This window comes from Pseudomonas granadensis, assembly GCF_900105485.1.
Lineage (GTDB): Bacteria > Pseudomonadota > Gammaproteobacteria > Pseudomonadales > Pseudomonadaceae > Aquipseudomonas > Aquipseudomonas granadensis.
The window spans coordinates 3,968,601-3,994,871 of sequence record NZ_LT629778.1 but is presented as its reverse complement, the minus strand read 5'-3'; the positions used below and the strand labels follow the sequence as shown (position 1 = coordinate 3,994,871).

General features: G+C 61.4%; 26 protein-coding genes. 12 read left to right on the top strand and 14 right to left on the bottom strand.

What is annotated here, in order from left to right; translation table 11 throughout:
- The first annotated feature begins 51 nt into the window (after window positions 1-51).
- Window positions 52-1,233 (top strand): CaiB/BaiF CoA transferase family protein, encoded by a 1,182-nt coding sequence (locus BLU52_RS17680; protein WP_090285336.1) that lies wholly within the window; start codon window positions 52-54, stop codon window positions 1,231-1,233.
- A 111-nt stretch (window positions 1,234-1,344) separates the two neighbouring features.
- Here BLU52_RS17680 and BLU52_RS17675 read toward each other — a convergent pair whose 3' ends face one another.
- Window positions 1,345-1,839 (bottom strand): SprT family zinc-dependent metalloprotease, encoded by a 495-nt coding sequence (locus tag BLU52_RS17675; RefSeq protein ID WP_090285334.1) that lies wholly within the window; start codon window positions 1,837-1,839, stop codon window positions 1,345-1,347.
- Between the two features lie 132 nt (window positions 1,840-1,971).
- Window positions 1,972-2,574: a Yip1 family protein gene (locus BLU52_RS17670; RefSeq protein WP_090285332.1), complete on the bottom strand. Its 603-nt coding sequence runs from the start codon at window positions 2,572-2,574 to the stop codon at window positions 1,972-1,974.
- 286 nt (window positions 2,575-2,860) lie between these two features.
- On the opposite strand from BLU52_RS17670, the gene ttcA reads away from it, so the two are divergent.
- Together ttcA and BLU52_RS17660 are read left to right on the top strand one after the other, a co-directional pair.
- Window positions 2,861-3,685, top strand: a complete 825-nt coding sequence (gene ttcA / locus BLU52_RS17665) for a tRNA 2-thiocytidine(32) synthetase TtcA (protein WP_090285330.1) — start codon at window positions 2,861-2,863, stop codon at window positions 3,683-3,685.
- A gap of 148 nt (window positions 3,686-3,833) precedes the next feature.
- Window positions 3,834-4,508, top strand: coding sequence for a DNA-3-methyladenine glycosylase I (locus tag BLU52_RS17660; protein WP_090285328.1), 675 nt, complete (start codon window positions 3,834-3,836; stop codon window positions 4,506-4,508).
- A gap of 97 nt (window positions 4,509-4,605) precedes the next feature.
- Here BLU52_RS17660 and BLU52_RS17655 read toward each other — a convergent pair whose 3' ends face one another.
- From BLU52_RS17655 to arsC, 3 genes are read right to left on the bottom strand one after another with little or no spacing between them, the layout of a single operon-like run.
- Window positions 4,606-5,031: a DUF2069 domain-containing protein gene (locus BLU52_RS17655; RefSeq protein WP_090285326.1), complete on the bottom strand. Its 426-nt coding sequence runs from the start codon at window positions 5,029-5,031 to the stop codon at window positions 4,606-4,608.
- Window position 5,032: 1 nt separating this feature from the next.
- On the bottom strand, window positions 5,033-5,629 hold the full coding sequence (gene wrbA, locus BLU52_RS17650; RefSeq protein ID WP_090285324.1) for an NAD(P)H:quinone oxidoreductase: 597 nt from the start codon (window positions 5,627-5,629) through the stop codon (window positions 5,033-5,035).
- A complete protein-coding gene (gene arsC, locus BLU52_RS17645; RefSeq protein WP_090285322.1) occupies window positions 5,626-5,979 on the bottom strand; it encodes an arsenate reductase (glutaredoxin) in 354 nt (117 codons plus the stop codon). Before arsC ends, wrbA begins: the two co-directional genes overlap by 4 nt.
- A gap of 113 nt (window positions 5,980-6,092) precedes the next feature.
- Between arsC and BLU52_RS17640 the strand changes: the two genes are divergently transcribed.
- Window positions 6,093-6,560: a TlpA disulfide reductase family protein gene (locus BLU52_RS17640; protein WP_090285320.1), complete on the top strand. Its 468-nt coding sequence runs from the start codon at window positions 6,093-6,095 to the stop codon at window positions 6,558-6,560.
- A 228-nt stretch (window positions 6,561-6,788) separates the two neighbouring features.
- Here the strand turns inward: BLU52_RS17640 and BLU52_RS17635 are convergent, their stop codons facing one another.
- Both BLU52_RS17635 and BLU52_RS17630 read right to left on the bottom strand, forming a co-directional pair.
- Complete coding sequence (locus tag BLU52_RS17635; protein ID WP_090285318.1) at window positions 6,789-7,193, bottom strand: META domain-containing protein; 405 nt, start codon at window positions 7,191-7,193, stop codon at window positions 6,789-6,791.
- Window positions 7,193-7,627 carry a hypothetical protein gene (locus BLU52_RS17630; protein WP_090285316.1) on the bottom strand — a complete coding sequence of 145 codons (435 nt, stop codon included), beginning with the start codon at window positions 7,625-7,627 and terminating at the stop codon, window positions 7,193-7,195. The genes BLU52_RS17635 and BLU52_RS17630 overlap by 1 nt, the downstream gene beginning before the upstream one ends.
- 133 nt (window positions 7,628-7,760) lie before the next feature.
- On the opposite strand from BLU52_RS17630, the gene BLU52_RS17625 reads away from it, so the two are divergent.
- Window positions 7,761-8,213, top strand: coding sequence for a hypothetical protein (locus BLU52_RS17625; RefSeq protein ID WP_090288611.1), 453 nt, complete (start codon window positions 7,761-7,763; stop codon window positions 8,211-8,213).
- Window positions 8,214-8,223: 10 nt separating this feature from the next.
- On the opposite strand, the gene BLU52_RS17620 is transcribed toward BLU52_RS17625, so the two are convergent.
- Together BLU52_RS17620 and BLU52_RS17615 are read right to left on the bottom strand one after the other, a co-directional pair.
- Window positions 8,224-9,213 carry a 2-hydroxyacid dehydrogenase gene (locus tag BLU52_RS17620; RefSeq protein ID WP_090285315.1) on the bottom strand — a complete coding sequence of 330 codons (990 nt, stop codon included), beginning with the start codon at window positions 9,211-9,213 and terminating at the stop codon, window positions 8,224-8,226.
- A gap of 81 nt (window positions 9,214-9,294) precedes the next feature.
- On the bottom strand, window positions 9,295-12,048 hold the full coding sequence (locus tag BLU52_RS17615; protein ID WP_090288609.1) for a response regulator: 2,754 nt from the start codon (window positions 12,046-12,048) through the stop codon (window positions 9,295-9,297).
- 218 nt (window positions 12,049-12,266) lie between these two features.
- On the opposite strand from BLU52_RS17615, the gene BLU52_RS17610 reads away from it, so the two are divergent.
- From BLU52_RS17610 to BLU52_RS17580, 7 genes are all read left to right on the top strand, one after another.
- The gene (locus BLU52_RS17610; protein WP_090285313.1) at window positions 12,267-12,989 is read left to right on the top strand and encodes a response regulator transcription factor; all 723 of its coding nucleotides are present in this window, start codon (window positions 12,267-12,269) and stop codon (window positions 12,987-12,989) included.
- On the top strand, window positions 12,976-14,400 hold the full coding sequence (locus tag BLU52_RS17605) for a sensor histidine kinase (protein ID WP_090285311.1): 1,425 nt from the start codon (window positions 12,976-12,978) through the stop codon (window positions 14,398-14,400). Before BLU52_RS17610 ends, BLU52_RS17605 begins: the two co-directional genes overlap by 14 nt.
- Before the next feature lie 235 nt (window positions 14,401-14,635).
- Window positions 14,636-15,538, top strand: a complete 903-nt coding sequence (cysM, locus tag BLU52_RS17600) for a cysteine synthase CysM (RefSeq protein ID WP_163004698.1) — start codon at window positions 14,636-14,638, stop codon at window positions 15,536-15,538.
- A complete protein-coding gene (gene rlmD / locus BLU52_RS17595) occupies window positions 15,538-16,914 on the top strand; it encodes a 23S rRNA (uracil(1939)-C(5))-methyltransferase RlmD (RefSeq protein WP_090285307.1) in 1,377 nt (458 codons plus the stop codon). The genes cysM and rlmD overlap by 1 nt, the downstream gene beginning before the upstream one ends.
- A gap of 101 nt (window positions 16,915-17,015) precedes the next feature.
- Window positions 17,016-19,259, top strand: a complete 2,244-nt coding sequence (gene relA, locus BLU52_RS17590; RefSeq protein WP_090285304.1) for a GTP diphosphokinase — start codon at window positions 17,016-17,018, stop codon at window positions 19,257-19,259.
- Window positions 19,260-19,393: 134 nt separating this feature from the next.
- Window positions 19,394-20,227 carry a nucleoside triphosphate pyrophosphohydrolase gene (mazG, locus tag BLU52_RS17585; protein WP_090285302.1) on the top strand — a complete coding sequence of 278 codons (834 nt, stop codon included), beginning with the start codon at window positions 19,394-19,396 and terminating at the stop codon, window positions 20,225-20,227.
- A 25-nt stretch (window positions 20,228-20,252) separates the two neighbouring features.
- Window positions 20,253-20,795 (top strand): DUF2058 domain-containing protein, encoded by a 543-nt coding sequence (locus BLU52_RS17580; protein ID WP_090285301.1) that lies wholly within the window; start codon window positions 20,253-20,255, stop codon window positions 20,793-20,795.
- Window positions 20,796-20,863: 68 nt separating this feature from the next.
- Here the strand turns inward: BLU52_RS17580 and BLU52_RS17575 are convergent, their stop codons facing one another.
- The 5 genes from BLU52_RS17575 to BLU52_RS17555 form a co-directional block, all read right to left on the bottom strand.
- Window positions 20,864-21,052, bottom strand: a complete 189-nt coding sequence (locus tag BLU52_RS17575) for a hypothetical protein (protein ID WP_090285299.1) — start codon at window positions 21,050-21,052, stop codon at window positions 20,864-20,866.
- Window positions 21,053-21,442: 390 nt separating this feature from the next.
- Complete coding sequence (fabB, locus tag BLU52_RS17570; RefSeq protein ID WP_090285297.1) at window positions 21,443-22,663, bottom strand: beta-ketoacyl-ACP synthase I; 1,221 nt, start codon at window positions 22,661-22,663, stop codon at window positions 21,443-21,445.
- A gap of 11 nt (window positions 22,664-22,674) precedes the next feature.
- On the bottom strand, window positions 22,675-23,190 hold the full coding sequence (fabA, locus tag BLU52_RS17565) for a 3-hydroxyacyl-[acyl-carrier-protein] dehydratase FabA (RefSeq protein ID WP_015096438.1): 516 nt from the start codon (window positions 23,188-23,190) through the stop codon (window positions 22,675-22,677).
- A gap of 247 nt (window positions 23,191-23,437) precedes the next feature.
- Window positions 23,438-25,342 (bottom strand): ATP-binding protein, encoded by a 1,905-nt coding sequence (locus BLU52_RS17560; protein ID WP_090285295.1) that lies wholly within the window; start codon window positions 25,340-25,342, stop codon window positions 23,438-23,440.
- Window positions 25,339-26,271 carry an ABC transporter substrate-binding protein gene (locus tag BLU52_RS17555; protein WP_090285293.1) on the bottom strand — a complete coding sequence of 311 codons (933 nt, stop codon included), beginning with the start codon at window positions 26,269-26,271 and terminating at the stop codon, window positions 25,339-25,341. Before BLU52_RS17555 ends, BLU52_RS17560 begins: the two co-directional genes overlap by 4 nt.

Sequence of the window (26,271 nt, the reverse complement as noted above, 5' to 3'; positions counted from 1 at the left end):
CGCATCGCTGATCGCTGCCTAGGCTGAGTGCATCGCCCAAGGAGTTCGCCCATGTCCGCACCGCTGGCCTCACTGAAGGTTCTCGATTTCTCGACGCTGCTGCCGGGGCCGTTCGCCTCGTTATTGCTGGCGGACATGGGCGCCGAGGTGCTGCGCATCGAATCGCCGACCCGCATGGATCTGCTGCGCGTATTGCCGCCGCACGATGGCGGCGTGTCGGCCAGTCATGCCTACCTGAACCGCAACAAACGCAGTCTGGCGCTGGATTTGAAACAGCCGGCGGCGCTGGAAATCATCCGCGAGTTATTGAACGAGTACGACATCGTCCTTGAACAGTTCCGCCCCGGTGTGATGGAGCGTCTGGGTCTGGGTTATGAGGCGCTGAAAGCGATCAATCCGAAATTGATCTACGTCTCGATCAGCGGTTATGGCCAGACCGGGCCGTACAAGGATCGCGCCGGCCACGACATCAATTATCTGGCCCTGGCAGGGCTGGCCAGCTACACCGGCCGCGTCGACAGCGGGCCACTGCCGTTGGGCATGCAAGTGGCGGACATTGCCGGTGGCTCGCTGCACGGGGTGATCGGTCTGCTCGCCGCAGTCATCGCCCGCCAGCAAACCGGGCAGGGCACGCATGTCGATGTGAGCATGACCGACTGCGCGTTCAGCCTGAACGCCATGGCCGGCGCCGGTTATCTCGCCTGCGAAGATGAGCCGGGGCGCGAAGATCAGATGCTCAATGGCGGTAGCTTTTATGACTATTACCGCACGCGGGACGGGCGCTGGATGTCGGTCGGCAGTCTGGAGCCGGCATTCATGCAAGCCTTGTGTGCAGCGCTGGGTAGACCGGAGCTGGCGGCGCAGGGGCTGTCAGCCAAACCTGAGCAACAGCAGGCGCTGAAGGAGGCGTTGCGGGTTGAGTTTGAAAAGCATGATTTTGCGCAGTTGTGCGAGTTGTTCGCCGGGGTCGATGCGTGTGTCGAGCCGGTGTTGAGCCTCGGTGAGGCTGTGCGTCATCCGCAGGTGCAGGCCCGCGAACTGGTGACGCAAGTGCCGCGCGGGGAGGGTACGGCGCAGGCGCAGATGGCTTGTCCGTTGAAGTTTTCCGAGGCGTTGCCGGCGCCGCGACATGTTGGCGCGGCGTTGGGGCAGCATACGGATGAGGTGTTGGGGAGGCTGGGGTTTAATGCTTCGAAGATTGCTGAGCTGCGTTCCGCCAAGGTGATTCTCTAGTGCATGTGCTGGCCTCATCGCGAGCAGGCTCACTCCTACAGGTTGAACGCATTCCAAATGTAGGAGTGAGCCTGCTCGCGATAGGGCCAGTCAGAGCACCGCGGAAACCACCTATTCCACCCTCATCTCACCACTGAACACCAATGTCGTGCGGCAGCGCCGGCAGAAATATCGCCGCCCCTGTCGCACCAGACTATGGCGCTGTGCCGTAAAGGGGAAATCGCTCTCGGGACACGGGCATTTATAGATGTAGCGGGTCACGCTGCGGCGTTTGACTTCGTAGGTATGGCAGCGATCCGGCGGCAATTCGTAAACGCCGCGCATGATCAATTGCCATTCCTCGCCATGGGGCTGGATGCGGTCGCCGAACAGTTGATGAGCGATCAGGTGCGCAACTTCGTGGGCCACGGTCTGCTTGAGGAAGTGTTCGGTGTTTTCCCGGTACAGCTGCGGATTGAAGCGCAGCTTGTTTTCGTGCAGATGCGCGACACCGGCTTTCTGCCCGCGCAGCTTGAGGCTGACGACGGGGCGTTTGAAGGAACGTTTGAAAAAGGATTCAGCGAGTTGGTAACAATCTTCGACGCGGGTATTGAGTTGCTCGGGCATGCTTGATGGATCTCCAGAGACGCCGAGTATGCCGCAACCCCGGGCGCTTGCGAATCGCCGAGCTGCCGAATGGTCATCGCCCAAAAATGACAAGGCCGCCTTGCGGCGGCCTCTCTCACCAGGCGGATATCGTCAGTTGGTGTACACCGGGCCTACGCCCAGGCCCCAGACGATCACGGTAAACGCCATGATCGCCACCAGCACCACCAGGCCTACCGCCAGCACCGAGCTGGAAAACAGGAAGCCTTCGTCCGGAGGAATATTCATGAACGTCGGCAAGCCCACATACAGCAGATACACCGTGTAGCAGATGGCCGCCGTACCGACGATCATCCCCAGCCACATGTGCGGATAGAGCGCTGCCAGGCCACCGACGAATAACGGTGTCGCGGTGTAAGTGGCGAAGGCCACGCAACGGGCCAGACTGGGGTTGGCGTCATACGTGCGTGCCATCCAGTGGACAAAGGCGCCCATTACCGCAACGCCACCGAGCATCGCCAGGTACGACATGATCGTCATCCACAGCGCACTTTCAAAGGTGAGCATCACCGGTGCGCGGTTGCCGATCACCCAACCAACCTGGGTGGTACCGATAAACGCCGAGACGGCGGGGATCGCCGCCAGAATCAGCGTGTGCGTGAGGTACATGTGGCTGATGCTTTCCTCTTGGTCGCCACGGATTTCCTTCCATTCCTGATCGGGGTGGGTAAACAGTCCCACTACGTGATGGATCATGCCATTCACTCCTCTTGATATTGCCATCGCCCCCCAACGGAGCGCCTACGGGCCAGGCGGCCGAGCAAATACAGGTCTTCAGATGTGTGCGACCTTATGTCGCAGTATAGAAAGGACTGAACCGCACCGGTATCAGGGGCTTAGAGCAAATCGCGCTGTAAAGCGGGCGGATAATCGCCTCGGGGTCTGTGTGATGTGCCCCGTGGCGACCGACAACCCGTCCCCACAGCGGCGGGGTTTTTGCGTAAAATGCCGGCCTTTCGTCACACCTCACGGATTTCGCGTCATGGGCACTCTTACGGTCAACCAGAACAAACTGCAAAAGCGCCTGCGCCGCCTGGCCGGCGAAGCGGTCGCCGATTTCAACATGATCGAAGACGGCGACAAGGTCATGGTCTGCCTGTCCGGGGGCAAGGACAGCTACACCATGCTCGACGTGCTGCTGCACCTGCAGAAGGTTGCACCGATCAAGTTCGAGATCGTCGCGGTGAACATGGACCAGAAGCAGCCGGGCTTTCCCGAACACGTGTTGCCGGCCTATCTGAAAGAACTCGGCGTCGAGTATCACATCGTCGAGAAAGACACTTACTCGGTGGTCAAGGAACTGATTCCGGAAGGCAAGACCACCTGCTCGCTGTGCTCGCGCCTGCGTCGCGGCACGCTGTACACCTTTGCCGATGAAATCGGCGCGACAAAAATGGCCCTCGGTCATCACCGCGACGACATCGTCGAAACGTTCTTTCTCAACATGTTCTTCAACGGCAGCCTCAAGGCCATGCCGCCGAAGCTGCGCGCCGACGACGGGCGCAACGTGGTGATCCGTCCGCTGGCGTACTGCAACGAGAAGGACATTCAGGCCTACTCGGACCTCAAGCAATTCCCGATCATCCCGTGCAACCTCTGCGGTTCGCAGGAAAACCTGCAGCGTCAGGTGGTCAAGGAAATGCTCCAGGACTGGGAGCGCAAGACCCCGGGCCGCACCGAGAGCATTTTCCGCAGCCTGCAGAACGTGATCCCGTCGCAACTGGCCGACCGCAACCTGTTCGACTTCACCAGCCTGAAAATCGACGAAACCGCGGCGTCGCGCTTCGTCAACGTCGTCAATCTGTAACCCCGATCATTGTGAGAGCTAGCCTGCTAGCGATTGCGAACTGTCAGCCAATCTATTTGTCGACTGGCACACCGCAATCGCTAGCAGGCTAGCTCCCACAGGTTTTGTGATCACCGGGTGATATTCATTTCAAACCTCAGGAGAGGGCATGCGCGATTACAAGTGGCTGCACGAATACTGTCTGAACCGTTTCGGTTCGGCGGCTGCACTGGAAGCCCATCTGCCTGTTCCGAAAACCCCGACGCAACTGCGCAAGATCAGCGACGACCGCTACCTCTCGACAATGGCCCTGCGGGTGTTTCGCGCCGGACTCAAGCACAGTCTGGTCGACGCCAAATGGCCGGCCTTCGAAGAAGTGTTCTTCAAGTTCGACCCGGAAAAAGTTGTGCTGATGAGCGCCGAGCACCTCGAGCGCCTGATGCAGGACGCGCGGATCATCCGCCACTTGGGCAAGCTGAAAAGCGTGCCGCGCAATGCGCAGTTCATTCTTGATGTGGAGCAGGACAAGGGCAGCTTCGGCGCGCTGATCGCCGACTGGCCGGTGACCGACATCGTCGGCCTGTGGACATACCTGAAAAAGCACGGTCATCAATTGGGCGGGCTGTCAGCGCCGCGCTTTTTGCGCATGGTCGGCAAGGACACCTTTGTGCCGAGCTATGACGTCGTCGCCGCATTGAATGCACAGAAGATCGTCGACAAGGCGCCCACCAGCCTGCGCGACCTGGCGACGGTGCAGAGCGCGTTCAATCAGTGGCACGAACAGAGCGGCGGCCGGCCGATGAGCCAGATTTCGATGATGCTGGCCTACACCGTCAATCATTGAGACCGCGTCGCGCCAATCGCCAGCAGGCTGGCTCCCACACTGGATTTGTGGCGTTCACAGACCCTGTGGGAGCTAGCCTGCTAGCGATAGCGGTCTTTCAGGCGACGGCGATTTCGCCTTCGCCCGCCAGCTTGCGATCAAGCTGATAACGCCAGCGCACATACAGCAGCGCCGAGCAGAACACTGCCAGGCTCGCCGCCATTTCCAGCACACCAAACCACTGCCGGTTCGGGTCATACGCCGCCAGTGCGCCTTTGATGAAATACAGATTCACCACAAAACACATCCATGAGTGCCCGCGGGCGCTGCCCATGATCATCGCCGGTGCGAGCACCAGCCACGGGATCAGTTCGACCAGCAGAATCACCCACGGCCGCGCGCCGTGCAGATCGGCGAACACCAGGTAATAAGCCGCGAGCAGGCCGGCGAGGGCGAAAAAACTCAGCAGGCTGAGCACCCGCATCGCCTTCACCCGCGGCTCCAGCCACTCGATTGAGGGCAGGATCTTCGGCTTCTTCGCCATCTCAGCCCACCAGTTTCTGTGCGGTTTTCGCCAGACGCAGACCGAGGGCGCGGCACAGCGCCACTTCGTGTTGATCGAGGCCGCTTTTACCATCGGCGCCGGCATGATGGCTGGCACCGTAAGGCGTACCGCCGCCCTCGGTTTCCAGCAGCGCCGATTCGCTGTACGGCAGGCCGGTGATCAGCATGCCGTGGTGCAGCAGCGGCAGCATCATCGACAGCAGGGTGGTTTCCTGACCGCCGTGCAGGCTGGCGGTGGAGGTGAACACACCGGCCGGTTTGCCGACCAGAGCACCGGTCAGCCAAAGGTTGCTGGTGCCGTCGAGAAAGTATTTCAGCGGGGCGGCCATGTTGCCGAATCGCGTCGGGCTGCCCAGTGCCAGACCGGCGCAGTTTTTCAGGTCATCGAGGGTCGCGTAGAGCGCGCCTTCTGCAGGGATGTCCGGGGCGACGGCTTCGCATTCGGTGGAAATCGCCGGCACCGTGCGCAGTCGCGCCTCAAGTCCAGCCTGTTCGACACCGCGAGCGATCTGCCGGGCCATCTCGTTGGTCGAACCGCTGCGGCTGTAATACAGAACCAGAATGTACGGCGCGCTCACGGCAGCAACTCCAGAATTTTTTCCGGTGGACGGCCGATGACCGCTTTGTCGCCGACTTCGAGGATCGACCGTTCCATCAGTTTCGGATGCGCGGCGATGGCGTCGATCAATTGCTCTTCGCTGAGATTTTCATCGGCGAGCTGAAGCATTTTGTATTCATCTTCCCCGCTGCGCAGCAACTGCCGTGCGCTGATCCCGAGCTTGCCGAGCAGCGCCTTGATTTGCGCAGCATTCAGCGGGGTTTCGAGGTAACGCACCACGGTTGGCGTCAGGCCGCGGGCTTCGAGCAGTTCCAGTGCGCCGCGGGATTTCGAGCAGCGCGGATTGTGATAAAGCGTCAGATCGGTCATGGCGGGTCGCTTCTGGCGTAAAGTGGCGGCTATTCTAACTGTGCAGCGCGCAATCCAGAACCGTCAGAGGCGATGGGTCGCAGGCGCCTTCGAATTTTCTCAAGGAACACGACATGACACGGCGATTGGCAGCGGCATTGACGGTAATCGGGGCGTTGATGCTGGGGGGCTGCGGCAATGATTACGGGATCGACCAGAACGGCCAGAAAGTCGCGTCCGAGCGTCTCGACAAACAATGGGTGGTGCTCAATTACTGGGCCGAATGGTGCGGCCCGTGTCGCACGGAGATTCCTGAACTCAATCACCTGGCCGAGGAACTGAAGAGCAAGAACGTCGGCGTGTTCGGCGTCAACTTCGACAACGTGCAAGGCGCGGAACTGAAAGAAGCCAGCGAGAAACTGGGCATCAAGTTCACCGTGCTGGCGCAGGATCCGGCAGAGCTGTTTGAATTGCCGCGCAGCGAGGCGTTGCCGGTGACTTACATCATCGACGACAAGGGCAAGGTGCGGGAGCAGTTGCTGGGTGAGCAGACGGCGGCGGGGGTGATGGCCAAACTCGAGGCGTTGCAGGCGACCAAGTAAGTTGTCGCTGAAGAGCAACCCTCACCCCAGCCCTCCCGAAACGTCGGACCGCCCAGAGGGAGAGGGGGCCGACCGTGGTGTCTGGCGAGGTACATCGACCTGAGACTCCGAGTCGATTATGGATTCACCAGATAACGTTCATGTCGGCGCCAATCCTGAGCATCCCCCAATCAGTTCCCTCTCCCCCTGGGAGAGGGCTAGGGGTGAGGGCTTTGGCGGCCTTGAGACTCAACCCTCTTCCAGCCACCAGCGCAACGGCTTGCCCTCGGCCGGCCAGAAACGCATCTGCTCGATCGGCGAGATGTCCCAGCGCTCGACCTTTTCCAGCGCCTGCAAAAACCGTTGTTCCTGCTCCATCAAGGCCGGGGCGCAGAGTTTGCGGGTCTTGCCGATCTTGCCGAACGACAGCTTGTCGCCCTCAAGCGTGTACGGCGCGAACCAATGGTTGCAGCCGCCGTTGCCGTAGGCGCGGCCATCGTCGCCGAGGGTCACGGTCAGGTGGCTGTAATCCATCAGCGGCCGCTCGCCGATCCATTCCAGAATGTAGCTGCGGTTGTGTTGCAGTTGCACAGGCTCGGCGGCGCAGCCCGCGAGACCGACACCGACCAGAGCGGCCAAGGCAAAGCGTTTCATCACGCGGGCTCCTGGCATTTCGGGCACAGGTGCTTGTCGCCCACGGCTTGCCAGCCCAGCTCGGCGATGCGCGCGGTGGCGGCCGGTTTTTCAGCGGTCTTGCCGAGTTTGGCATCGACCGCGAATTCAAAGCTCAGCTCTTTGGCGCAGCTGTCGCAGTTGACCTGCCAGGTGTGGATCGCCAGTTCACCGAACAGCGGGCCGGTGGTCATCGCGGTCCATTGGCCCGGCGGGTTGATCAGGTGGCGGACGGTGTCGACGGTCAGTCGCATGGACAAATCCTTGCTGCCTTTGAGGGTCACCAGCAGGACATCACCGATGCGGATCGAGCCACCGTTGCCGGTGACCTGATAGCGGCCTGGTACGAGGGCGCGGCATTCGGTGAGGGTGTGTTGCGGGTTCATCAGGGTGTAGCGGAAATCGTGTTCGACCATGGGTCCTCCAAATATGCGCGACATGCTAGCACGGCCCCGATTGCAGAATGATGCGCGCGTGCGACCTTCGATCCGGTTCAAATCGGCCAGCACTCATGGCAAACTGCCGGCCTCGAATCTGAAGGAACGGAACATGGCGCTGATCGAATGTTATGAATGCAAAAAGAGCATCAGCTCCGAAGCGTCGGCCTGCATTCATTGCGGCGCGCCGATCGACGAATACGCCGCAGTGCAAGCGCAGCCTGTAGCCGCGGCGGCACAGGCGGCGACAATTTCGTTCGGCAGCCTGCCTCGCAACAACGCGGTGCCGGAGGCGGCGAATGCCCCCGCTGTGCAACCGCTGCCGAAAGTGATGCCGGCCGCGGCGGGGCGACGCCGTCGTCAGCAGGCCGAGCAAGCGCTTGAACAGACTGCCAATCCCGACGGCAGCCGCCCGGTGGAAGGCTGGCTGAAGATCATGGTGTTTCTGCTGCCGATGGTCTTCGTCTGGTTTCTGCTGCGCAACGGCCATTCGGCTAAACAGCGGCTGTTCGGTTTCGGCTGGCTGGCCCTGCTGATTCTGGCGTCTTCGCTGTCGCCGAAGTAACCGGCCCGGCTCAACCCTCGACGTGGTTCTGCGGCGTGCCTGCCGCCCAGGTCGCGATGTTGCTCAGGGTTGTCGAGGCGATCGCGCCCAGTGCCTCGCGCGTCAGAAAGGCCTGGTGCGCGGTGACGATCACGTTGGGAAAGGTCAGCAAGCGTGCCAGCACATCGTCCTGCAAGGGCAAGTCCGAGCGGTCCTCGAAAAACAGCTGCGCCTCTTCCTCATACACATCCAGTCCCAGATAACCCAGTTGACCGTCCTTAAGCGCGTCGATCAGTGCGGGTGTGTCGACCAGACCGCCGCGCCCGGTATTGATCAGCATGGCGCCGGGCTGCATGTGCGCCAGCGAATCACGGTTGATCAGATGTTTGCTCTGCTCATTGAGCGGGCAATGCAGACTGATGATCCGCGACTGCGCGAGCAGTTCCGGCAAACTCAGATAACGAGCGCCCAACGCGAGCACGTCGGGATTCGGATACGGGTCGTAAGCGAGCAATTCACAGCCGAAGCCGTGCATGATTTTCGCAAACGTCGCGCCGATCTGCCCGGTGCCGACAATCCCGACAGTCTTGCCGACCAGATCGAAACCGGTCAGGCCATGCAGGCTGAAATCGCCTTCGCGGGTGCGGTTATAGGCGCGGTGCAAGCGTCGATTCAGAGCGAGGATCAGCGCCACCGCGTGTTCGGCGACCGCGTGTGGCGAGTACGCCGGTACCCGGACCACCGCCAGTCCAAGACGTTTGGCGGCGATCAGGTCGACATGGTTGTAACCTGCCGACCGCAAGGCGATCAGGCGTGTGCCACCGGCGGCCAGACGTTCCAGCACCGCCGCGCTGAGGTCGTCGTTGATGAACGCGCAAACCACTTCATGTGCATCGGCCAATGCCACCGTGTCGAGGCTCAGCCGCGCCGGTTGAAAGTGCAGCTCGATGCCTGCCGGGCAGTCGGCGCCGAGGAAACTGTCGCGGTCGTAAGTCTGGCTGCTGAAAACGATGGTGCGCATGCAATCCTCCTTGAACATCGACAGGGTTGAATCATCGTCAGCCACTGTAGCGCTGACAGCGCCGCCCGGTATTGCCGTGGATCAGGCGCTGATCTTCGCCTGCGCCGCCAATCGGTTGATCGCCCGTTCCAGTTCATCCAGCGCGAGGGTGGCTTTCGGGTCGTCTTGCTTGAGCAGGGTTTCGCTGCGCTGGCAGGCCGCGCGCAATTGCGGTACGCCGCAGTAACGCGTGGCGCCGTGCAGGCGATGCACGCGTTCGAGCAGCGCGTTCTGATCGTGGCTGTCGCGAGCGGCGCGGATGGCTTCGCGGTCGGCTTCGAGCGAGGCGAGCAGCATTGCCAGCATGTCCGCAGCCAGGTCGGCCTTGCCGGCGGCCAGACGCAAACCTTCTTCATGATCGAGCACCGGCAATTCATTGCTGTTCGCAGCGCTGTCGCTGCCGCGCTCCGGCGCTTGATTGCGCAGGGCCAGACCGGTCCATTTCAGCACCACCTGCGCCAGTTGCCGTTCGCTGATCGGTTTGGTCAGGTAATCGTCCATGCCGCTTTGCAGCAGCGCGCGTTTTTCGTTGGCCATGGCGTGGGCGGTGAGGGCGACGATGGGTAGCGGGGTGCTGTGTCGCTCGCTTTCCCACTGGCGGATCGCTTCGGTGCTCTGGCGACCGTCCATGCCCGGCATCTGCACGTCCATCAGCACCAGATCGAAGGATTCAGTCTGCACCGCTTTGACCGCGGCATATCCGCTTTCCACCGCAAGGACCTTGGCGCCCATGTCCTCGAGCAGCGTTTGCACCAGCAGCAGGTTGGCCGGGTTGTCGTCGACACACAGCACTTTCGGCGCCCGGCTCGACAGCGGTTCGCCGGGCTCATGGCGTGGCTGGCGCGGGTTGACCAGATCGGACAAGGCCCGACGCAGCTTGCGTGTGCACGCCGGTTTGGCCTGCAACTGGCTGTGCGGGTTGGGCACCGACAGATGAAACAGCGTCTGCTCGGTGGTCGGGCACAGCACCAGCACTTTGCAGCCGAGGTGTTCGAGGTCCCAGATGTGCTGATTCAAACGCTCGGGCAGCATGTCGTTGCTGGTGATACCGATGACCGCCAGATCGATCGCCTGATCAGTCTGGTGCGCGCCGGTGACGCCATTGGTCAGGCTTTCGAGGGTATTGAACGGGGTGACGTCGAGGCCGCAATCTTCCAGTTGATGCTGCAGGGCCTGCCGCGCCAGTTCGTGGTTTTCCAGCACTGCGACGCGGCGCCCGAGCAGTGGCGGGGCGGGCATGTCTTCGGCGTCGTCGCGGGTTTTCGGCAGGCTCAGGCTGATCCAGAATTCCGAGCCTTCGCCCGGCGTGCTGTCGACGCCGATCTCACCGCCCATCTGTTCGATCAGACGTTTGGAAATTACCAGCCCCAAACCCGTGCCGCCGGGCTGGCGCGACAGCGAGTTGTCCGCCTGGCTGAAGGCCTGGAACAACGCGCGCACGTCCTGATTGGACAGGCCGATGCCGGTGTCCTGAATGCTGATGCGCAGTTGCACGCTGTCTTCGTGTTCATCTTCCAGCATGGCCCGAGCGACGATGGTGCCTTCGCGGGTAAACTTGATCGCGTTGCTGACCAGGTTGGTGAGGATCTGCTTGAGCCGCAGCGGATCGCCGACCAGCGACAGTGGCGTGTCGCGGTAGACCAGGCTGACCAGTTCCAGCTGCTTGGCGTGCGCTGCCGGGGCGAGAATGGTCAGGGTGTCCTGGAGCAGATCGCGCAGATTGAACGGGATATGATCCAGCACCAGTTTGCCGGCCTCGATTTTCGAGAAATCGAGAATCTCGTTGATGATCCCCAGCAGGCTGTCGGCGGATTTTTCGATGGTGCCCAGATAGTCGAGCTGGCGCGGGGTCAGTTCACTTTTCTGCAATAAATGAGTGAAGCCGAGAATACCGTTCAGTGGCGTGCGGATCTCGTGGCTCATGTTGGCGAGAAATTCCGATTTGATCCGGCTCGCCTCCAGCGCCTCTTTGCGCGCCAGATCCAGCTCGATGTTCTGGATCTCAATGGTTTCGAGATTCTGGCGTACGTCTTCGGTGGCCTGATCGACACTGTGCTGCAATTCTTCGCGGGCGTTCTGCAGGGTGCCGGCCATGCGGTTGATGCCCGAGGCCAGTTCATCCAGTTCCTGACTGCCGAGCGGTGGCAGACGGGTCTCGAGGTGGCCGTCCTTGAGCTGGGCGACGGCTTGCTTGATCTGGCCGAGCGGGCGGTTGATCGTGCGGCCCATGCGCAACGCCAGCAGGGCCGCGCCGGCCAGCCCGGCGGCAATCAACAGCAGACTGGCAAACAGGCTGCGATAGCCACGCAGCAACATGCCGTTGTGCGACAGCTCCAGCTCGACCCAGCCGAGCAGGCGGTCGGACTCTTCCGGGATCAGCTCGCCAGCAAGGTTGCGGTGCTTGCCGAACACCGGCATCAGATAGCGTGTGGCGTCATTGCCGCTGCGTCGTTGCAGTTGCGCGCTGTCGCCGCTCGGTGCCTGATTGAGCATGGTCGGGCCGGCGTGGGCCAGTGGCGAGCGATCCGCGGCGAGGAATGTCACCGCGCGCACGTCCGGTTGTTCCAGCGACTGCGTGGCGATGCGCTCGAGCAGTTCGTTGTTGCCATGGCCCATGGCCGGCGCGACCAGCGGCGCCAGTTGCTCGGCGATCATTTCGCCGCGCTGCATCAATTGGGTCTGCAAGTCGGACTGCTGCGTCCAGGTGAAATACCCGCCCAGCACCAGCGCCATCAGGCTGGTCGGCAACAAGGTCAGCAACAATACTCGACCTTTGATTCCCAGTTTCTTGAGCACGCCCGTCTCCTGCATCCCGCTGATCTGTTGACTCATGCGTGCATCCGGCACGCGACATGGGCGCAGTGTGCGATTTGCTCGCAGGCAATCTTCGGAAAAATGCGCGCGCAACCGCGACGCCCGCACGGGCGCGTTGGTCTGATGGCCGAACCTTGAGTTGCCGCAAGCCCGGCAATCTTGAATAATCGCGCTCAACTGAGAATTACTTGCAGATACTCATGACTCCTGTTTCCGTTGGCCAGCCACGCATTCTTTCCATCGAAGACGATCCGGTGCTCGGTGCCTATGTGCATGAGCATCTGGGCCGCAGCGGCTTTCAGGTGACCTGGTGCCAGAATGGTGAGGAAGGCCTGAACATCGCCAGGGACCAGCCGTTCGACGTGGTGCTGATGGATATCCTCTTGCCGGGCCTGGACGGCTTGAAGCTGTTGACGCAATTGCGCCAGAGCCATTCGACCCCAGTGCTGTTGATGTCGGCACTTGGCGCCGAGGCCGATCGCATCAGCGGCTTTCGTCTCGGTGCCGACGACTATTTGCCCAAGCCGTTCAGCATGGCTGAGTTGCATGTGCGTATCGAAGCGATCCTGCGCCGCGTCGCCCTCGATCGCCGCCCGGCGGCAGCTGTGCTGCCAGCGACGAGCGGTGCGCTGCGTTTCGACGATGAACAGTGCGAGGTGTTTTTCCGCGAGCAGGCCGCCGGGCTGACCCGCAGCGAATTCCGCTTGCTCGACACCCTCAACCGCAACGACGAGGAAGTGCTGAGCAAAGCCTTCCTTTATCAGCATGTGCTGCAACGCGGCTATGCCGCCCACGACCGCAGCCTCGACATGCACATCAGCCAGATCCGCCGCAAACTCAAAGCCATCGGTTACACCGAGCGCGAAGTGCGCACTGTCTGGGGCAAGGGCTACGTATTGAGTGGCGCCGATGAAACGCTCTGAACTGCCAGGGCGGCATTCGCTGTTCTGGAAACTGGCTTTGCTGCTGGTGGCGTTCTGTCTGCTGATGATCTGGCTGAGTTGGTCGTGGGGTCGCTACATGGAGGAGCGCAATCAGTTCCTCTCTGACAACGCGCGCGCAACGCTCAGTCGCTATGCGGCGCAAGCGGAGCAGGCCTGGCAGCACGGCGGCCGCCACGGCGTGGATGACTGGCTGCAAAGCATGGAATTGCGCGAGGCCAGTTGGGTCGGGGTGATTGGCGGCAATTTGCAGTCGCTGAGCAGCGAGCCGTTGAACGAGGCAGAAGTGCAGCACCTGACCTTTCTACGCGGCCTCGACTGGCCGATCCATAAAAAGGGCCGGCCGTGGCTGCGCGTGCCGTTTCCCAAAGAACCGTCCGCCGGCATCCTCGTCATCGAGTTGCCGGAACGCTTTGTGCCGGGCAAATACCGGGTGTTCTGGCGCGTCATTACCAATGGCGTGATTCCCGGGCTGTTCACCTTGTTGTTGTGCATCGGCCTGTACCGCTTGCTGGTTGTGCCTCTGAACAACCTGCGCGAACAGGCCAACGCCTGGCGCGCCGACCAATTGAATGTGCGCCTGTCGAGTGGCATGACCCAGCGCCCCGACGAACTCGGTGAGCTGGCCCGCGCATTCGATTCGATGTCCGAACGCCTGCAAACCACCGTCGCTTTACAGCAGCAGCTATTGCGCGATTTATCCCATGAACTGCGCACGCCGCTGAGCCGCCTGCGCGTTGCCAGTGAAGGAGAGCAAGGGCTGCCACAGTTGCGCGAACGCATCGGCCGCGAGGTCGACGGCATGCAGCGGCTGGTCGAAGACACCTTGCAACTGGCCTGGCTCGACACTGACCGCACGCCACTGCCCGACGAAGCGATCCAGATTCAGGCCCTCTGGGAAATGCTTACCGACAATGCCTGTTACGAAAGCGGCTGGCCGAGCTTGCAGTTGCAATGTTCGGTCGATGCGTCGTGCTGGGTACGCGGCCATCTCAATACATTGGCGCAAGCGCTGGAGAACATTTTGCGCAATGCGATTCGGCATTCGCCCGAGGGCGCAATTGTCCGGCTCGATGGACAGCGCGATGGCGATTATTGGCATTTGTGGCTGGAGGATCAGGGCGGCGGTGTGGCTGAAGCAGATCTGGAGCGGATTTTTTCACCGTTCATCCGACTCGACGGCTCGAGGCCAGGGGATGGCGGGTTTGGTTTGGGCTTGAGCATTGCGCGCAACGCGGTGCAGCGCCAGGGCGGGTTGCTCTGGGCCGAGAATGCCGGGGCGGGATTGCGGTTGAATTTGCGGTTGTTGGCCGATGATGGTGTCGCCAGTTCTGACGCCATCGCGAGCAGGCTCGCTCCCACAGTGGATCTGGGTTCGCCGCAGGTTGTGTGATCTACCGTTAATAGTGTCATCACTGCTGACACTAACCCCAAGGAGCGAGCCTGCTCGCGAACTGGCCCTGAGCAGCCCCATGAAAACCAAGTGTTACTCAGATAAAAGTCTCACCACTGGTGAGACTATTGCTGCTTATTCCTAGAAACCATAAGCACCGCACTTTGCGTGATATGGCCTGCGCGGGTTTGCCGGTATGATAGGCGCCCCCGCACGTCTGGATTGCGAATACGCCATGACCCTGCAGTACCCAACCATCGCCGATTGCGTCGGCAACACGCCGCTGGTGCGTTTGCAGCGCCTGCCCGGCGCCACCAGCAACACCCTTTTGCTCAAGCTCGAAGGGAATAACCCGGCGGGTTCGGTCAAGGACCGTCCGGCGCTGTCGATGATCACCCGTGCCGAGTTGCGCGGGCAGATCCACGCCGGCGATACGCTGATCGAGGCAACCTCCGGCAACACCGGGATCGCCTTGGCCATGGCGGCCGCGATCAAGGGTTACAAGATGATCCTGATCATGCCGGACAATTCCAGCGCCGAGCGTAAAGCGGCGATGACCGCGTATGGCGCCGAGTTGATTCTGGTCAGTCAGGAAGAAGGCATGGAAGGCGCGCGCGATCTGGCGCAGCGCATGGAAGCCGAAGGCCGTGGCAAGGTGCTCGATCAGTTCGCCAATGGCGACAACCCCGAAGCGCACTACACCACCACCGGTCCCGAAATCTGGCGCCAGACCCAGGGCAGCATTACCCATTTCGTTAGCTCCATGGGCACCACCGGCACCATCATGGGCGTTTCGCGCTACTTGAAAGAGCAGAGCGACAGCGTGCAGATCGTCGGCCTGCAACCGATGGAAGGCTCGGCCATTCCCGGCATCCGCCGCTGGCCGCAGGAATACCTGCCGAAGATCTATCAGGCCGACCGCGTCGACCGCATCGTCGATATGGCGCAAAGCGAAGCCGAGGACGTCACCCGTCGCCTGGCCCGCGAAGAAGGCATCTTCTGCGGCGTGTCTTCGGGCGGTGCGGTGGCAGCGATGCTGCGCTTGTCCAAAGAAGTTGAAAACGCGGTGATCGTCGCGATCATCTGCGACCGTGGCGACCGTTACCTGTCGACCGGCATTTTCGACGCGCCCAACTGATGGCCAAACACGAGAGAGGCCTGCGCTTCCAGCCCACCGGCGGTAGCAAGGCCGCACAAATCCCGACCGGCAAAAAGCAGCGCTTGAACATCGAGCGCCTGGCCAATGACGGTCGCGGTATCGCATTTTTCGAAGGCAAAACCTGGTTCGTCCTCGGCGCTCTCGCCGGCGAAGAAGTCGAGGCGCGAGTGCTTGGCGCCCACGGTAAAGTCGTCGAGGCGCGCACCGAGCGCGTGTTCAAGGCCAGCCAATTGCGTCGCCCGCAGCCGTGCCCGCATGCCGGCCGCTGCGGCGGTTGCAGCGTGCAGCATCTGCCCCACGACGAACAACTCGCCCTGAAACAGCGCATGCTCGCCGAGCAATTGTCGCGCGTTGCCGGCGTTGAGCCGCAAGAATGGGCCGCGCCGTTGACCGGTCCGGAATTCGGCTATCGCCGTCGCGCGCGGATTGCGGTGCGTTGGGACATGAAGGCCAAGAAACTTGAGGTGGGTTTCCGCGCCGCCGGCAGTCAGGACATTGTGGCGATCAGCGAATGCCCGGTGCTGGTACAGCCCTTGCAACCGATCATGACCCGTTTGCCGGAGATGCTGCGTCGCTTGAGCAAGCCGCAAGCGCTGGGGCATGTCGAATTGTTCAGTGGCTCGTCACTGGCCGTGTTGCTGCGGCACATGGCGCCGCTGTCCGAAGCGGACCTGACGATCCTCAAGGATTTCTGCCAGTTCCATGAGGCGCAATTGTGGCTGCATGGCGACGGCGAACCGCAACCGGTCGACGCCAGCCAGGCGCTGGGCTATCGCCTGGAGCAATGGGACCTTGATCTGGCCTACCGCCCCGGCGACTTCGTTCAGGTCAATGCCGGCGTCAACGAGGCGATGGTCGCTCAGGCGCTGGACTGGCTGCAGCCGAGGGCCGAGGAACGCGTGCTGGATCTGTTTTGCGGTCTCGGCAACTTTGCGTTGCCCTTGGCCCAAAGCGTGCGTGAAGTGGTGGCAGTCGAGGGCGTGCAGACCATGGTCGAGCGTGCCGAAGCCAACGCCGCCAGTAACAATTTGCATAACACAAAGTTTTTTCAAGCCGATTTATCCCAGCCTTTGACCGATGCTCAGTGGATCGGAAACGGCTTTTCTGCGGTACTCTTGGACCCACCCCGTGACGGTGCTTTCGAGGTGGTGCGCAAGCTGGCGAGCCTGGGTGCCAAACGGCTGGTGTATGTGTCGTGCAACCCTGCAACTCTGGCGCGCGACACGGTCGAATTGATCAAGCAGGGCTACCGGTTAAAACGTGCCGGGATTCTCGATATGTTTCCTCAGACGGCACATGTCGAGGCCATGGCGTTATTTGAAGCGAGCCAGGACGGCTCGTCTGAATCCGTCTGATCTGTCCGTGCCGCGCTCGCCTGAGCCCCGCGAGCGCAACCGGACGATGAGGATCAGCGATTTGACGCATTGAATCTGCGTCGTAGGGAAGGTAAAGCGACATGGTACAGGTGAGAGCACACCAGCCGATCAACACCGACGGCAGTATCAATCTCGAGGCTTGGCTCGATCATGCGGTCAGTGTCGATCTGGCACTGGATCGCGAAGCCTTGAAAGAAGCCTGCGAGTTCGCTCGCGAGGCGGAGCAGCAATCCAACGCGAAAAAGAATCTGTGGGCCGAGGGCTCCGGCAGTTTCAGCACCGGGCTTGAAATCGCCGAGATCCTCGCCGACCTCAAGCTCGATCAGGATTCACTGGTCGCTGCGGTGCTGTATCGCGGCGTGCGCGAGGGCCAGATCGAACTCGCTGCCGTCGGCCAGCGTTTCGGCCCGGTGGTGGCCAAGCTGATCGACGGCGTGCAGCGCATGGCCGCCATCAGCGCCAGCCTCAGCCCGCGCCAGTCGATGGTCATGGGCACGCAGGGGCAGGTAGAGAACCTGCGCAAAATGCTCGTGGCCATGGTCGATGACGTGCGCGTCGCGCTGATCAAACTGGCCGAACGCACCTGCGCGATCCGTGCGGTGAAAACCGCCGACGACGAAAAACGTAACCGCGTCGCCCGGGAAGTCTTCGACATCTATGCGCCGCTCGCGCACCGCCTCGGCATCGGTCATATCAAGTGGGAACTGGAGGATTTGTCCTTCCGTTACCTCGAGCCCGATCAATACAAACAGATCGCCAAGTTGCTCCATGAGCGGCGGCTGGACCGCGAGCGTTTCATCGCTGACGTGATGACCCAGCTCAAGGATGAATTACAGGCCACCGGTGTCGAGGCCGACATCAGCGGGCGAGCCAAACACATTTATTCGATCTGGCGCAAAATGCAGCGCAAGGGTCTGGAGTTCAGCCAGATCTACGACGTGCGTGCGGTGCGCGTGCTGGTTCCGGAAATGCGCGACTGCTACACCGCGCTGGGCATCGTCCACACCTTGTGGCGGCACATCCCGAAAGAATTCGACGACTACATCGCCAACCCGAAAGAGAACGGCTACCGCTCGCTGCACACCGCGGTGATCGGCCCGGAAGGCAAGGTTCTCGAAGTACAGATCCGTACGCACTCGATGCACGAAGAGGCCGAACTCGGCGTCTGCGCGCACTGGCGCTACAAGGGCACCGACGTCAAATCCGGTTCCAACCACTACGAAGAGAAAATCTCCTGGCTGCGTCAGGTCCTCGAGTGGCACGAAGAGCTGGGTGACATCGGCGGGCTGGCCGAACAGCTGCGTGTCGATATCGAGCCGGACCGGGTCTACATCTTTACCCCCGACGGTCACGCCATCGACTTGCCCAAGGGCGCGACGCCGCTGGACTTCGCCTACCGCGTACACACCGAGATCGGCCACAACTGCCGTGGCGCGAAGATCAACGGGCGCATCGTCCCGCTCAACTACAGCCTGCAGACCGGTGAGCAGGTCGAGATCATCACCAGCAAGCATGGCACGCCGAGCCGCGACTGGCTGAACTCGAACCTCGGTTACGTCACCACGTCGCGGGCACGGGCGAAGATCGTGCACTGGTTCAAATTGCAGGCGCGCGACCAGAACGTCGCGGCCGGCAAGACCCTGATCGAGCGCGAACTGACCCGGCTCGGCCTGCCGGCGGTGGACTTCGACAAGCTGGCCGACAAGGCCAACATGAAAACCGCCGAAGACATGTTCGCCGCCCTCGGTGCCGGCGACCTGCGACTGGCGCAACTGGTCAACCTCGCGCAGCAACTGGTCGAGCCGGAGCGCGGCAACGAACAGCTGGAACTGATTCCGCGCAAGGCCACCGGCTACAAACCGGGCAAGCGTGGCGACATTCAGATCCAGGGCGTCGGCAACCTGATGACGCAGATGGCCGGCTGCTGCCAGCCACTGCCGGGCGATGCGATCGTCGGCTACATCACTCAGGGCCGCGGCGTGAGCATTCACCGTCAGGACTGCGCCTCGGTGCTGCAACTGGGCGGGCGCGAACCCGAGCGGATCATCCAGGTCAGCTGGGGGCCGGTGCCGGTGCTCACCTATCCGGTGGACATCGTCATCCGCGCCTACGACCGTTCCGGTCTGCTGCGTGACGTCTCGCAGGTGCTGCTCAACGAGCGCATCAACGTGCTGGCGGTCAACACCCGCTCGAACAAGGAAGACAACACCGCGTTGATGTCGCTGACCATCGAGATTCCGGGCCTGGACGCGCTGGGGCGCTTGCTGGGGCGGATTTCGCAGTTGCCGAACATCATCGAAACGCGGCGTAACCGTACCCCGTGAAAACCGGACCCGATCAACTGTAGGAGTGAGCCTGCTCGCGATGAGGCCGTGTCAGCCAGCATTAATGGTGACTGACACACCGCAATCGCGAGCAGGCTCACTCCTACAGGGGGTTGTGGTGAGAGAGAAATATGATGTACAGCCTTGAAGACCTGCTCCACCTGATGTCCCGCCTGCGCGATCCGCAGTTCGGTTGCCCGTGGGACATCAAGCAGACTTACGCCACCATCGTTCCGCACACCCTTGAAGAAGCCTACGAAGTGGCCGACGCCATTGAGCGTGGCGATCTCGATCACTTGCAGGGCGAGCTCGGCGATCTGCTGTTTCAGGTGGTGTATTACAGCCAGTTGGCCAAGGAAGAAGGTCGCTTCGAATTCGCCGGGGTGATCGACAGCATCACCCGCAAGCTGATCCGCCGGCATCCGCACGTATTCCCCACCGGCGATCTGTACGCGCCGCTCGACGTGCCGCGTCTGAGCGAAGAGCAGGTCAAGCAGCGCTGGGAGGAAATCAAGGCTGAGGAGCGCGCCGAGAAATCCGCAGCGCCCGAGCAACTGTCACTGCTCGACGATGTGCCGTCCGCGTTGCCGGCATTGTCGCGTTCGGCGAAATTGCAGAAGCGCGCCGCGCAGGTCGGTTTCGACTGGCCGGACGCCTTGCCGGTGCTCGACAAGGTGCGTGAAGAGCTCGACGAAGTGCTCGAAGCCATGTCCGAAAACGACCCCGTCGCGGTGGCTGACGAGATCGGCGACCTGCTGTTTTCCGTGGTCAATCTGGCCCGGCATCTGAAGGTCGATCCGGAAACCGCATTGCGTGGCGCCAACGGCAAGTTTGAAAGACGTTTCCGTTTTATCGAACAGGCATTGCGCGACACCCACCGTCCCATGGAAGATTGCACCCTCGAAGAGTTGGACGCCCTCTGGGGCGAAGCCAAACGTCAGGAAAAGAATGTGCCCGGCTGCGGCTGAGCCACTGCCCAAGTGAGTAAGCACCATGAGTATTTCCCTTCGCGACCAGTTGCTCAAAGCAGGCCTGGTCAACCAAAAGCAGGCCAAGCAGGTCAGCAAGGACAAGCAGAAGCAGCAGCGCCTGGCTCACAAGGGTCAGATCGAACTGGATGACTCGCAGCAGCGCGCCGCCCAGGAAGCCATGGCCGAGAAGGTCAAGCGCGACCAGGAGCTGAACCGTCAGGCGAAAGAGAAGGCCGAAGCCAAGGCGCGTGCCGCGCAGGTCAAGCAATTGATCGAAGTCTCGCGTCTGCCGAAGCTGACCACCGAGGACTACTACAACTTCGTTGACGACAAGAAGGTCAAGCGCATCTCGGTCAACACGCTGATGCGCAACAAGCTCAGCAATGGTTCGCTGGCAATCGTCCATCATAACGGCGGTTACGAAGTGATCCCGCGTGAAGCGGCGCTGAAGATTCAGGAGCGCGACCCACAGCGCATCGTCCAGCTCAACGTGAAGACCGAAGAGGTCAGCACCGAGGACGATCCGTACGCGGCGTACCAGATCCCGGATGACCTGATGTGGTAATCCGCTGAAAGCTACAACGACAAACCCCGCTCATGGCGGGGTTTGTCGTTTTCAATGCTGTGGTGGCTTCAGGAGGAGCGGGCGTCGCGTTGCTGCTCTTGGACTTCGAGTTCGGTCTTGTAGTTGTGGGCATCGACTTCGCTGTGGAACATGCCGACCAGCAAGTCTTGTTGATGCACATCCCAGATGCGAATACCGGCGGCTACGCCTTCGTGGGACATGTGTGAATCGTCGCGTTCAGTTACTTTTACAGTCATCTGCTAGCTCCAAATCTCAGGTTGTCTGCAGCAAGGCCTGTGCAGGACTCTGTTATAGAATTTGTTAGTCAGCTAAGTAAACGGCCGATTCGCGCAAGGTGTTGTTGCGTATTTTGCAAGAGTGCTGCAGCCCGCGTAATCCGCGACATTCGGTCGCAGGGCGTTTGGTTTCATGACAAACGTTTCATCTTCCGATCACCGAAAACCCCTGTAGGAGTGAGCCTGCTCGCGATAGCGGTGGGTCATTCAGCGACGATGTTGGCTGATCCACCGCTATCGCGAGCAGGCTCACTCCTACAAGGGATTGGGGAAGTCATGAAGTTTATTGAAGCCAAAAAAAACGCCCCGAACCAGTCGGGGCGTTTTCATGTGCGGCTCAGCTGCGGGGAATTACTTGCCTTCCCAACGCTTCAGCACCAGCGTGGCGTTGGTGCCGCCGAAGCCGAAGCTGTTGCTCATCACGGTGTTGATGGTGGCGTTTTCGCGGGTCTTGGTCAGCACCGGCAGATCGGCCACTTCAGGGTCCAGCTCGTCGATGTTGGCGGAACCGGCAATGAAGTTGCCTTCCATCATCAACATGCAGTAGATCGCTTCGTGAACGCCGGCGGCGCCCAGGGAGTGACCGGACAGGCTCTTGGTCGAACTGATCGCCGGAGCCTTGTCGCCGAACACTTCACGCACACCTTTCATTTCCGCAACGTCACCGACCGGAGTCGAGGTGCCGTGGGTGTTCAGGTAGTCGATCGGGGTGTCGACGGTGGACAGCGCCTGCTGCATGCAGCGGATCGCGCCTTCGCCACTCGGGGCAACCATGTCGTAGCCGTCGGAGGTCGCGCCGTAGCCGACGATTTCCGCGTAGATTTTTGCGCCGCGGGCCAGAGCGTGTTCCAGCTCTTCGACCACGACCATGCCGCCACCGCCCGCGATGACGAAACCGTCACGGTCGGCGTCGTAGGCACGGGAAGCCTGTTCAGGCGTTTCGTTACGCTTGCTGGACAGCGCGCCCATGGCGTCGAACAGGAACGACTGGCTCCAGTGTTCTTCTTCACCGCCGCCGGCGAAGACGATGTCCTGCTTGCCCATCTGGATCTGTTCCATGGCGGTACCGATGCAGTGAGCACTGGTGGCGCAGGCAGATGCGATGGAGTAGTTCAGGCCCTTGATCTTGAACGGGGTGGCCAGGCAAGCAGAAACGGTGCTGCTCATGGTCCGCGTCACGCGGTACGGGCCAACGCGCTTCACGCCTTTCTCGCGCAGGATGTCCAGCGCTTCCATCTGGTTCAGCGTGGAGGCGCCACCGGAACCGGCGATCAGGCCAGTGCGCGGGTTGGACACTTGCTCTTCGGTCAGGCCGGAGTCAGCAATGGCGTCTTTCATGGCCAGGTAGGCGTAAGCCGCTGCGTGACCGACGAAGCGATAGATCTTGCGATCGATCAGTTCTTCAAGGTTGAGGTCGATGGAGCCGGAAACCTGGCTACGCAGACCCATTTCGGCGTATTCCGGGTTGAACCGGATGCCAGGGCGGCTTGCACGCAGGTTAGCGGAGACGGTCTCTTTGTCATTGCCCAGGCACGAAACGATGCCCAGACCAGTGATAACGACGCGGCGCATGCGAATAACCCTTAGAAGTTGTCAGTGGAGGTGAACACGCCGACGCGAAGGCCTTCGGCGGTGTAGATTTCGCGACCGTCGACAGTCACCGAACCATCGGCGATGGCCAGGTTCAGCTTGCCCTTGAGGACGCGTTTGATATGAATGTTGTAGGTGACTTTCCTGGCGGTCGGCAGGACCTGGCCGAAGAATTTCACTTCGCCCGAACCCAGCGCACGGCCGCGGCCCGGCAGGCCTTGCCAGCCGAGGAAGAAGCCGACCAGTTGCCACATGGCGTCCAGACCCAGGCAGCCCGGCATCACCGGATCGCCTTCGAAGTGGCACGCGAAGAACCACAGGTCAGGGTTGATATCCAGCTCGGCGACCAATTCACCTTTGCCGTACTTGCCGCCTTCCTCGCTGATCAGGGTGATGCGATCCACCATCAGCATGTTCGGGGCGGGCAGTTGCGCGTTACCTGGGCCGAACAGCTCACCGCGACTGCAGCGCAGCAGATCTTCCCGAGTAAAGGCGTTTTGTTTGGTCATGCGAGCTCCTCAATAATCCCATGCGGCAGGTGGGGCAAATCTTCCCGACCGTTCGAAGCGTTCATGCCTCGAACCGGCAGCCTACTCATAGACTATTGCGTTGTGGTGAAAGTCACAGCACCAAGGACATGAATGTACACTTGTGCACTGAAATTTTTATTCAAGCCCCTTTTAGGGCTCGTTCGGGTGCCTAAGACTGCCGCACTTTCGCTTTTCACGCCAGTCGCAGATGGTCGAAAGGCCCACCTTACGACACCCAGCGCTGCAGAATCAGCTGCAGGTCATTACGTTTAAACGGCTTCGCCAGATAATCGTTCATCCCCGCCGAGAGGCAGGTTTCGCGGTCGCCCTGCAAGGCGTTGGCGGTCAGGGCGATGATCGGCACCTCGCTGCGTCCGGGCAGGCGGCGGATCTGCCGTGTGGCCTCGTAGCCATCGATGATCGGCAAGCGGCAATCCATCAGAATCGCTTCGAAGTCGGCGCTCTCGGCACTGCGCACCGCTTGCGCGCCATCGGTGGCGACGCTGACCGCAAAACCCAGGCTGCGCAGCATCGCTTCGATCACCGTCTGGTTCACCGGGTTGTCTTCGACCAGCAGCACATGGCGGCCTTCGCCGTGTTCCCTGGCGTTGAGTGCACGCGGCGCGGCCAGCGGCGGCAAGGCCTGCCTGTACAGCGCCAGGGGGATTTCCAGAGTGAATACCGAGCCGCGACCTTCCTCGCTTTGCGCGCGCAACGTGCCGCCCATGCGCTCGGCCAGCGTGCGGGCGATCGGCAAGCCGAGACCGGTGCCACCGTAACGCCGGGAAATCGAGCTGTCGGCCTGCTGAAAAGCGTTGAACATCAACTCCAGACTTTCCGAAGAGATACCGATGCCACTGTCGCGCACCGAGCAGGTGAACCACAGCAGTTCGTGATCCAGCGATTGCCACTGCGCCTCGATGCTGACACGGCCCTGTTCGGTGAACTTCAGCGCGTTGCCGACCAGATTGACCAGAACCTGCCGGATCCGCGTCGGATCACCCTGCACCTGAAGGCCGCGCAGGTCATCGGGGATGCGCAGGTTCAAGGCCAGGCCACGTTGCGCTGCGCTGTGCTGGAACGACTGGGCGCAGGCGCCGATCAGTTCGGCAAGGTTGAACGGAATGTGCTCAAGCTCCAGTTCCGAACGCTCGATGCGCGAGAAGTCGAGTATGTCGTTGATCACCTTCAGCAGGTGTTCGGTGGACTCCGAGGCGAGGGCGGCGTATTCGACCTGCTCCTCGGTCATCTCGGTGGTTTCAAGTAATTGCAGCATGCCCAGCACACCGTTCATGGGCGTGCGCAGTTCATGGCTCATCATCGCCAGAAAGTCGGATTTGGCGTTGTTGGCCTTTTCTGCCTCTTCACGGGTCTGGATCAGCTGCGCCATCGCCTGATGCTGCTCACGGCTGGCCTGTTCCAGCGCCTGGGCGAGGTTGTTGATGTGTTGCGACAGGGCGCCGAGTTCGGTGTCATCGACAATCGGCAGCGGGGCTTTGTAGTCACCGTCCTGGATCGCCTTGACCGCATCGCCGATTTCACGGATCGGCTGCGACAGACTGCCGGCCAGGCGCCGCGCCAGCACAAACGTGAAGAGCAGGGCGAACAACGCGAGAATGGCGGCCTTGAGGAGGATTTCCTGTTGGCGCTGACTGAACGCATCGTTGGACAGACCGACGATCACCCGCCCCAGATAATCCTCGCCGGCCCCGCCATTGCTGACTTTGCCATCCTGGAAAAAATCATTGTGCAGAGCGATGCGTTGCAGGCGCACCGGTGCCTGGAACACTTCGACCTGATGCGGTCGACGGTGCGCATCGGCGGGTTGCTCGACGTAGACCAGAATCCGGTTGGCGCTGTCCTGGACCTCAAGAAAACGCACGTTGGGCGTAGCGAGTGTGGCTTTGAGCAGGCTTTCCAGCACCTCGTTATTGCCGGAAATCACCCCGTATTCCGTGGCGGGCGCCAGTTGATTGGCAATCAACTGCCCGGTGTGAGTCAGCTCCTGACGCAGATCCTGAATCCGCACAAAGGTAAAGAAGCTGATCAACAGCAAGGTCAGCAACAGTGCCGGGCCCAGACTGATCAACTGGGTACGGGTGTTGATGTCCCAACGGCGACGGAAATTCATGGGCGGCGCTCTCCTTCGGCCAGCAGGCTGGCGACAGACACATCATCGGGCGGTTCGATACCCAGAGAACGAGCCACCTGCGCATTACTTGAGACTTTGAAGCGTGCGGGATAGAGCGCTCGCGGCCAACTGGCCGGTGGCTGGTCAAGCAATTGGTCGAGCAGGCTCAGCCAGTCGTGCTGATCGCTGTAGGTGCTGGCGAGGCTGCCGGCCCGGACGAAGGCGATGTTGGGGCCGACCAGTGCCGTCTGCCGCGAGTAGCTGCTGAGCAACAGGTTTTTCGCAGTTTTCGGGCTGTACAGGTCGGGATCGTCGAGGCCGAGCAGCACGTCGCTGTTTTTCAGCACGGCTTGCAACGGGCGGCTGTCGTGGATGTTGTCCCAGCGTTGACTGAACACGTGCAGGCCCAACGGTTCGGCGGCGAGGTTGAGTTCCTTGAGGAGAAATTCGGTGTGCTCGCCGAACAGCACACCCACGCGTCGCGCCTGCGGCAGAATTTGCCGGATCAATTGCAATTGCCGGCTCAACGGCGGATCACTCCAGAGCAGGCTCAAGCGCGCCGGCTGGCTGCTGCCCAAGCGTTGCCGCGCCTGCAAGCGGCTGATGCGCAACACCAGCGTCGCCGGGCCCTGGGGTTCTTGCAGGCGCCAGTCCAGACTCGGCAGATCCAGCAGAACCAAGCGCAGGCTGGCCGGTAATTTGCCCGGCGCCGGCAGACTGGCCAATGGCTGGAAACGCACGCTGTCGGTCGGGCGCAGCTCGCTCAGCGCCTGGACGAAGGCTTGCACGCCGGGGCTGTCTTCGGCGCCGGTCAACAGAATGTCGGCGGCCTGCACCGCGACCCCGTGCAGCCACGCACTGACGAACAGAAACACCCCGGCCAGCCAGTGACTCAGGGTCGGCGTCTTCCGTGACCGGCCGTAGCGCAT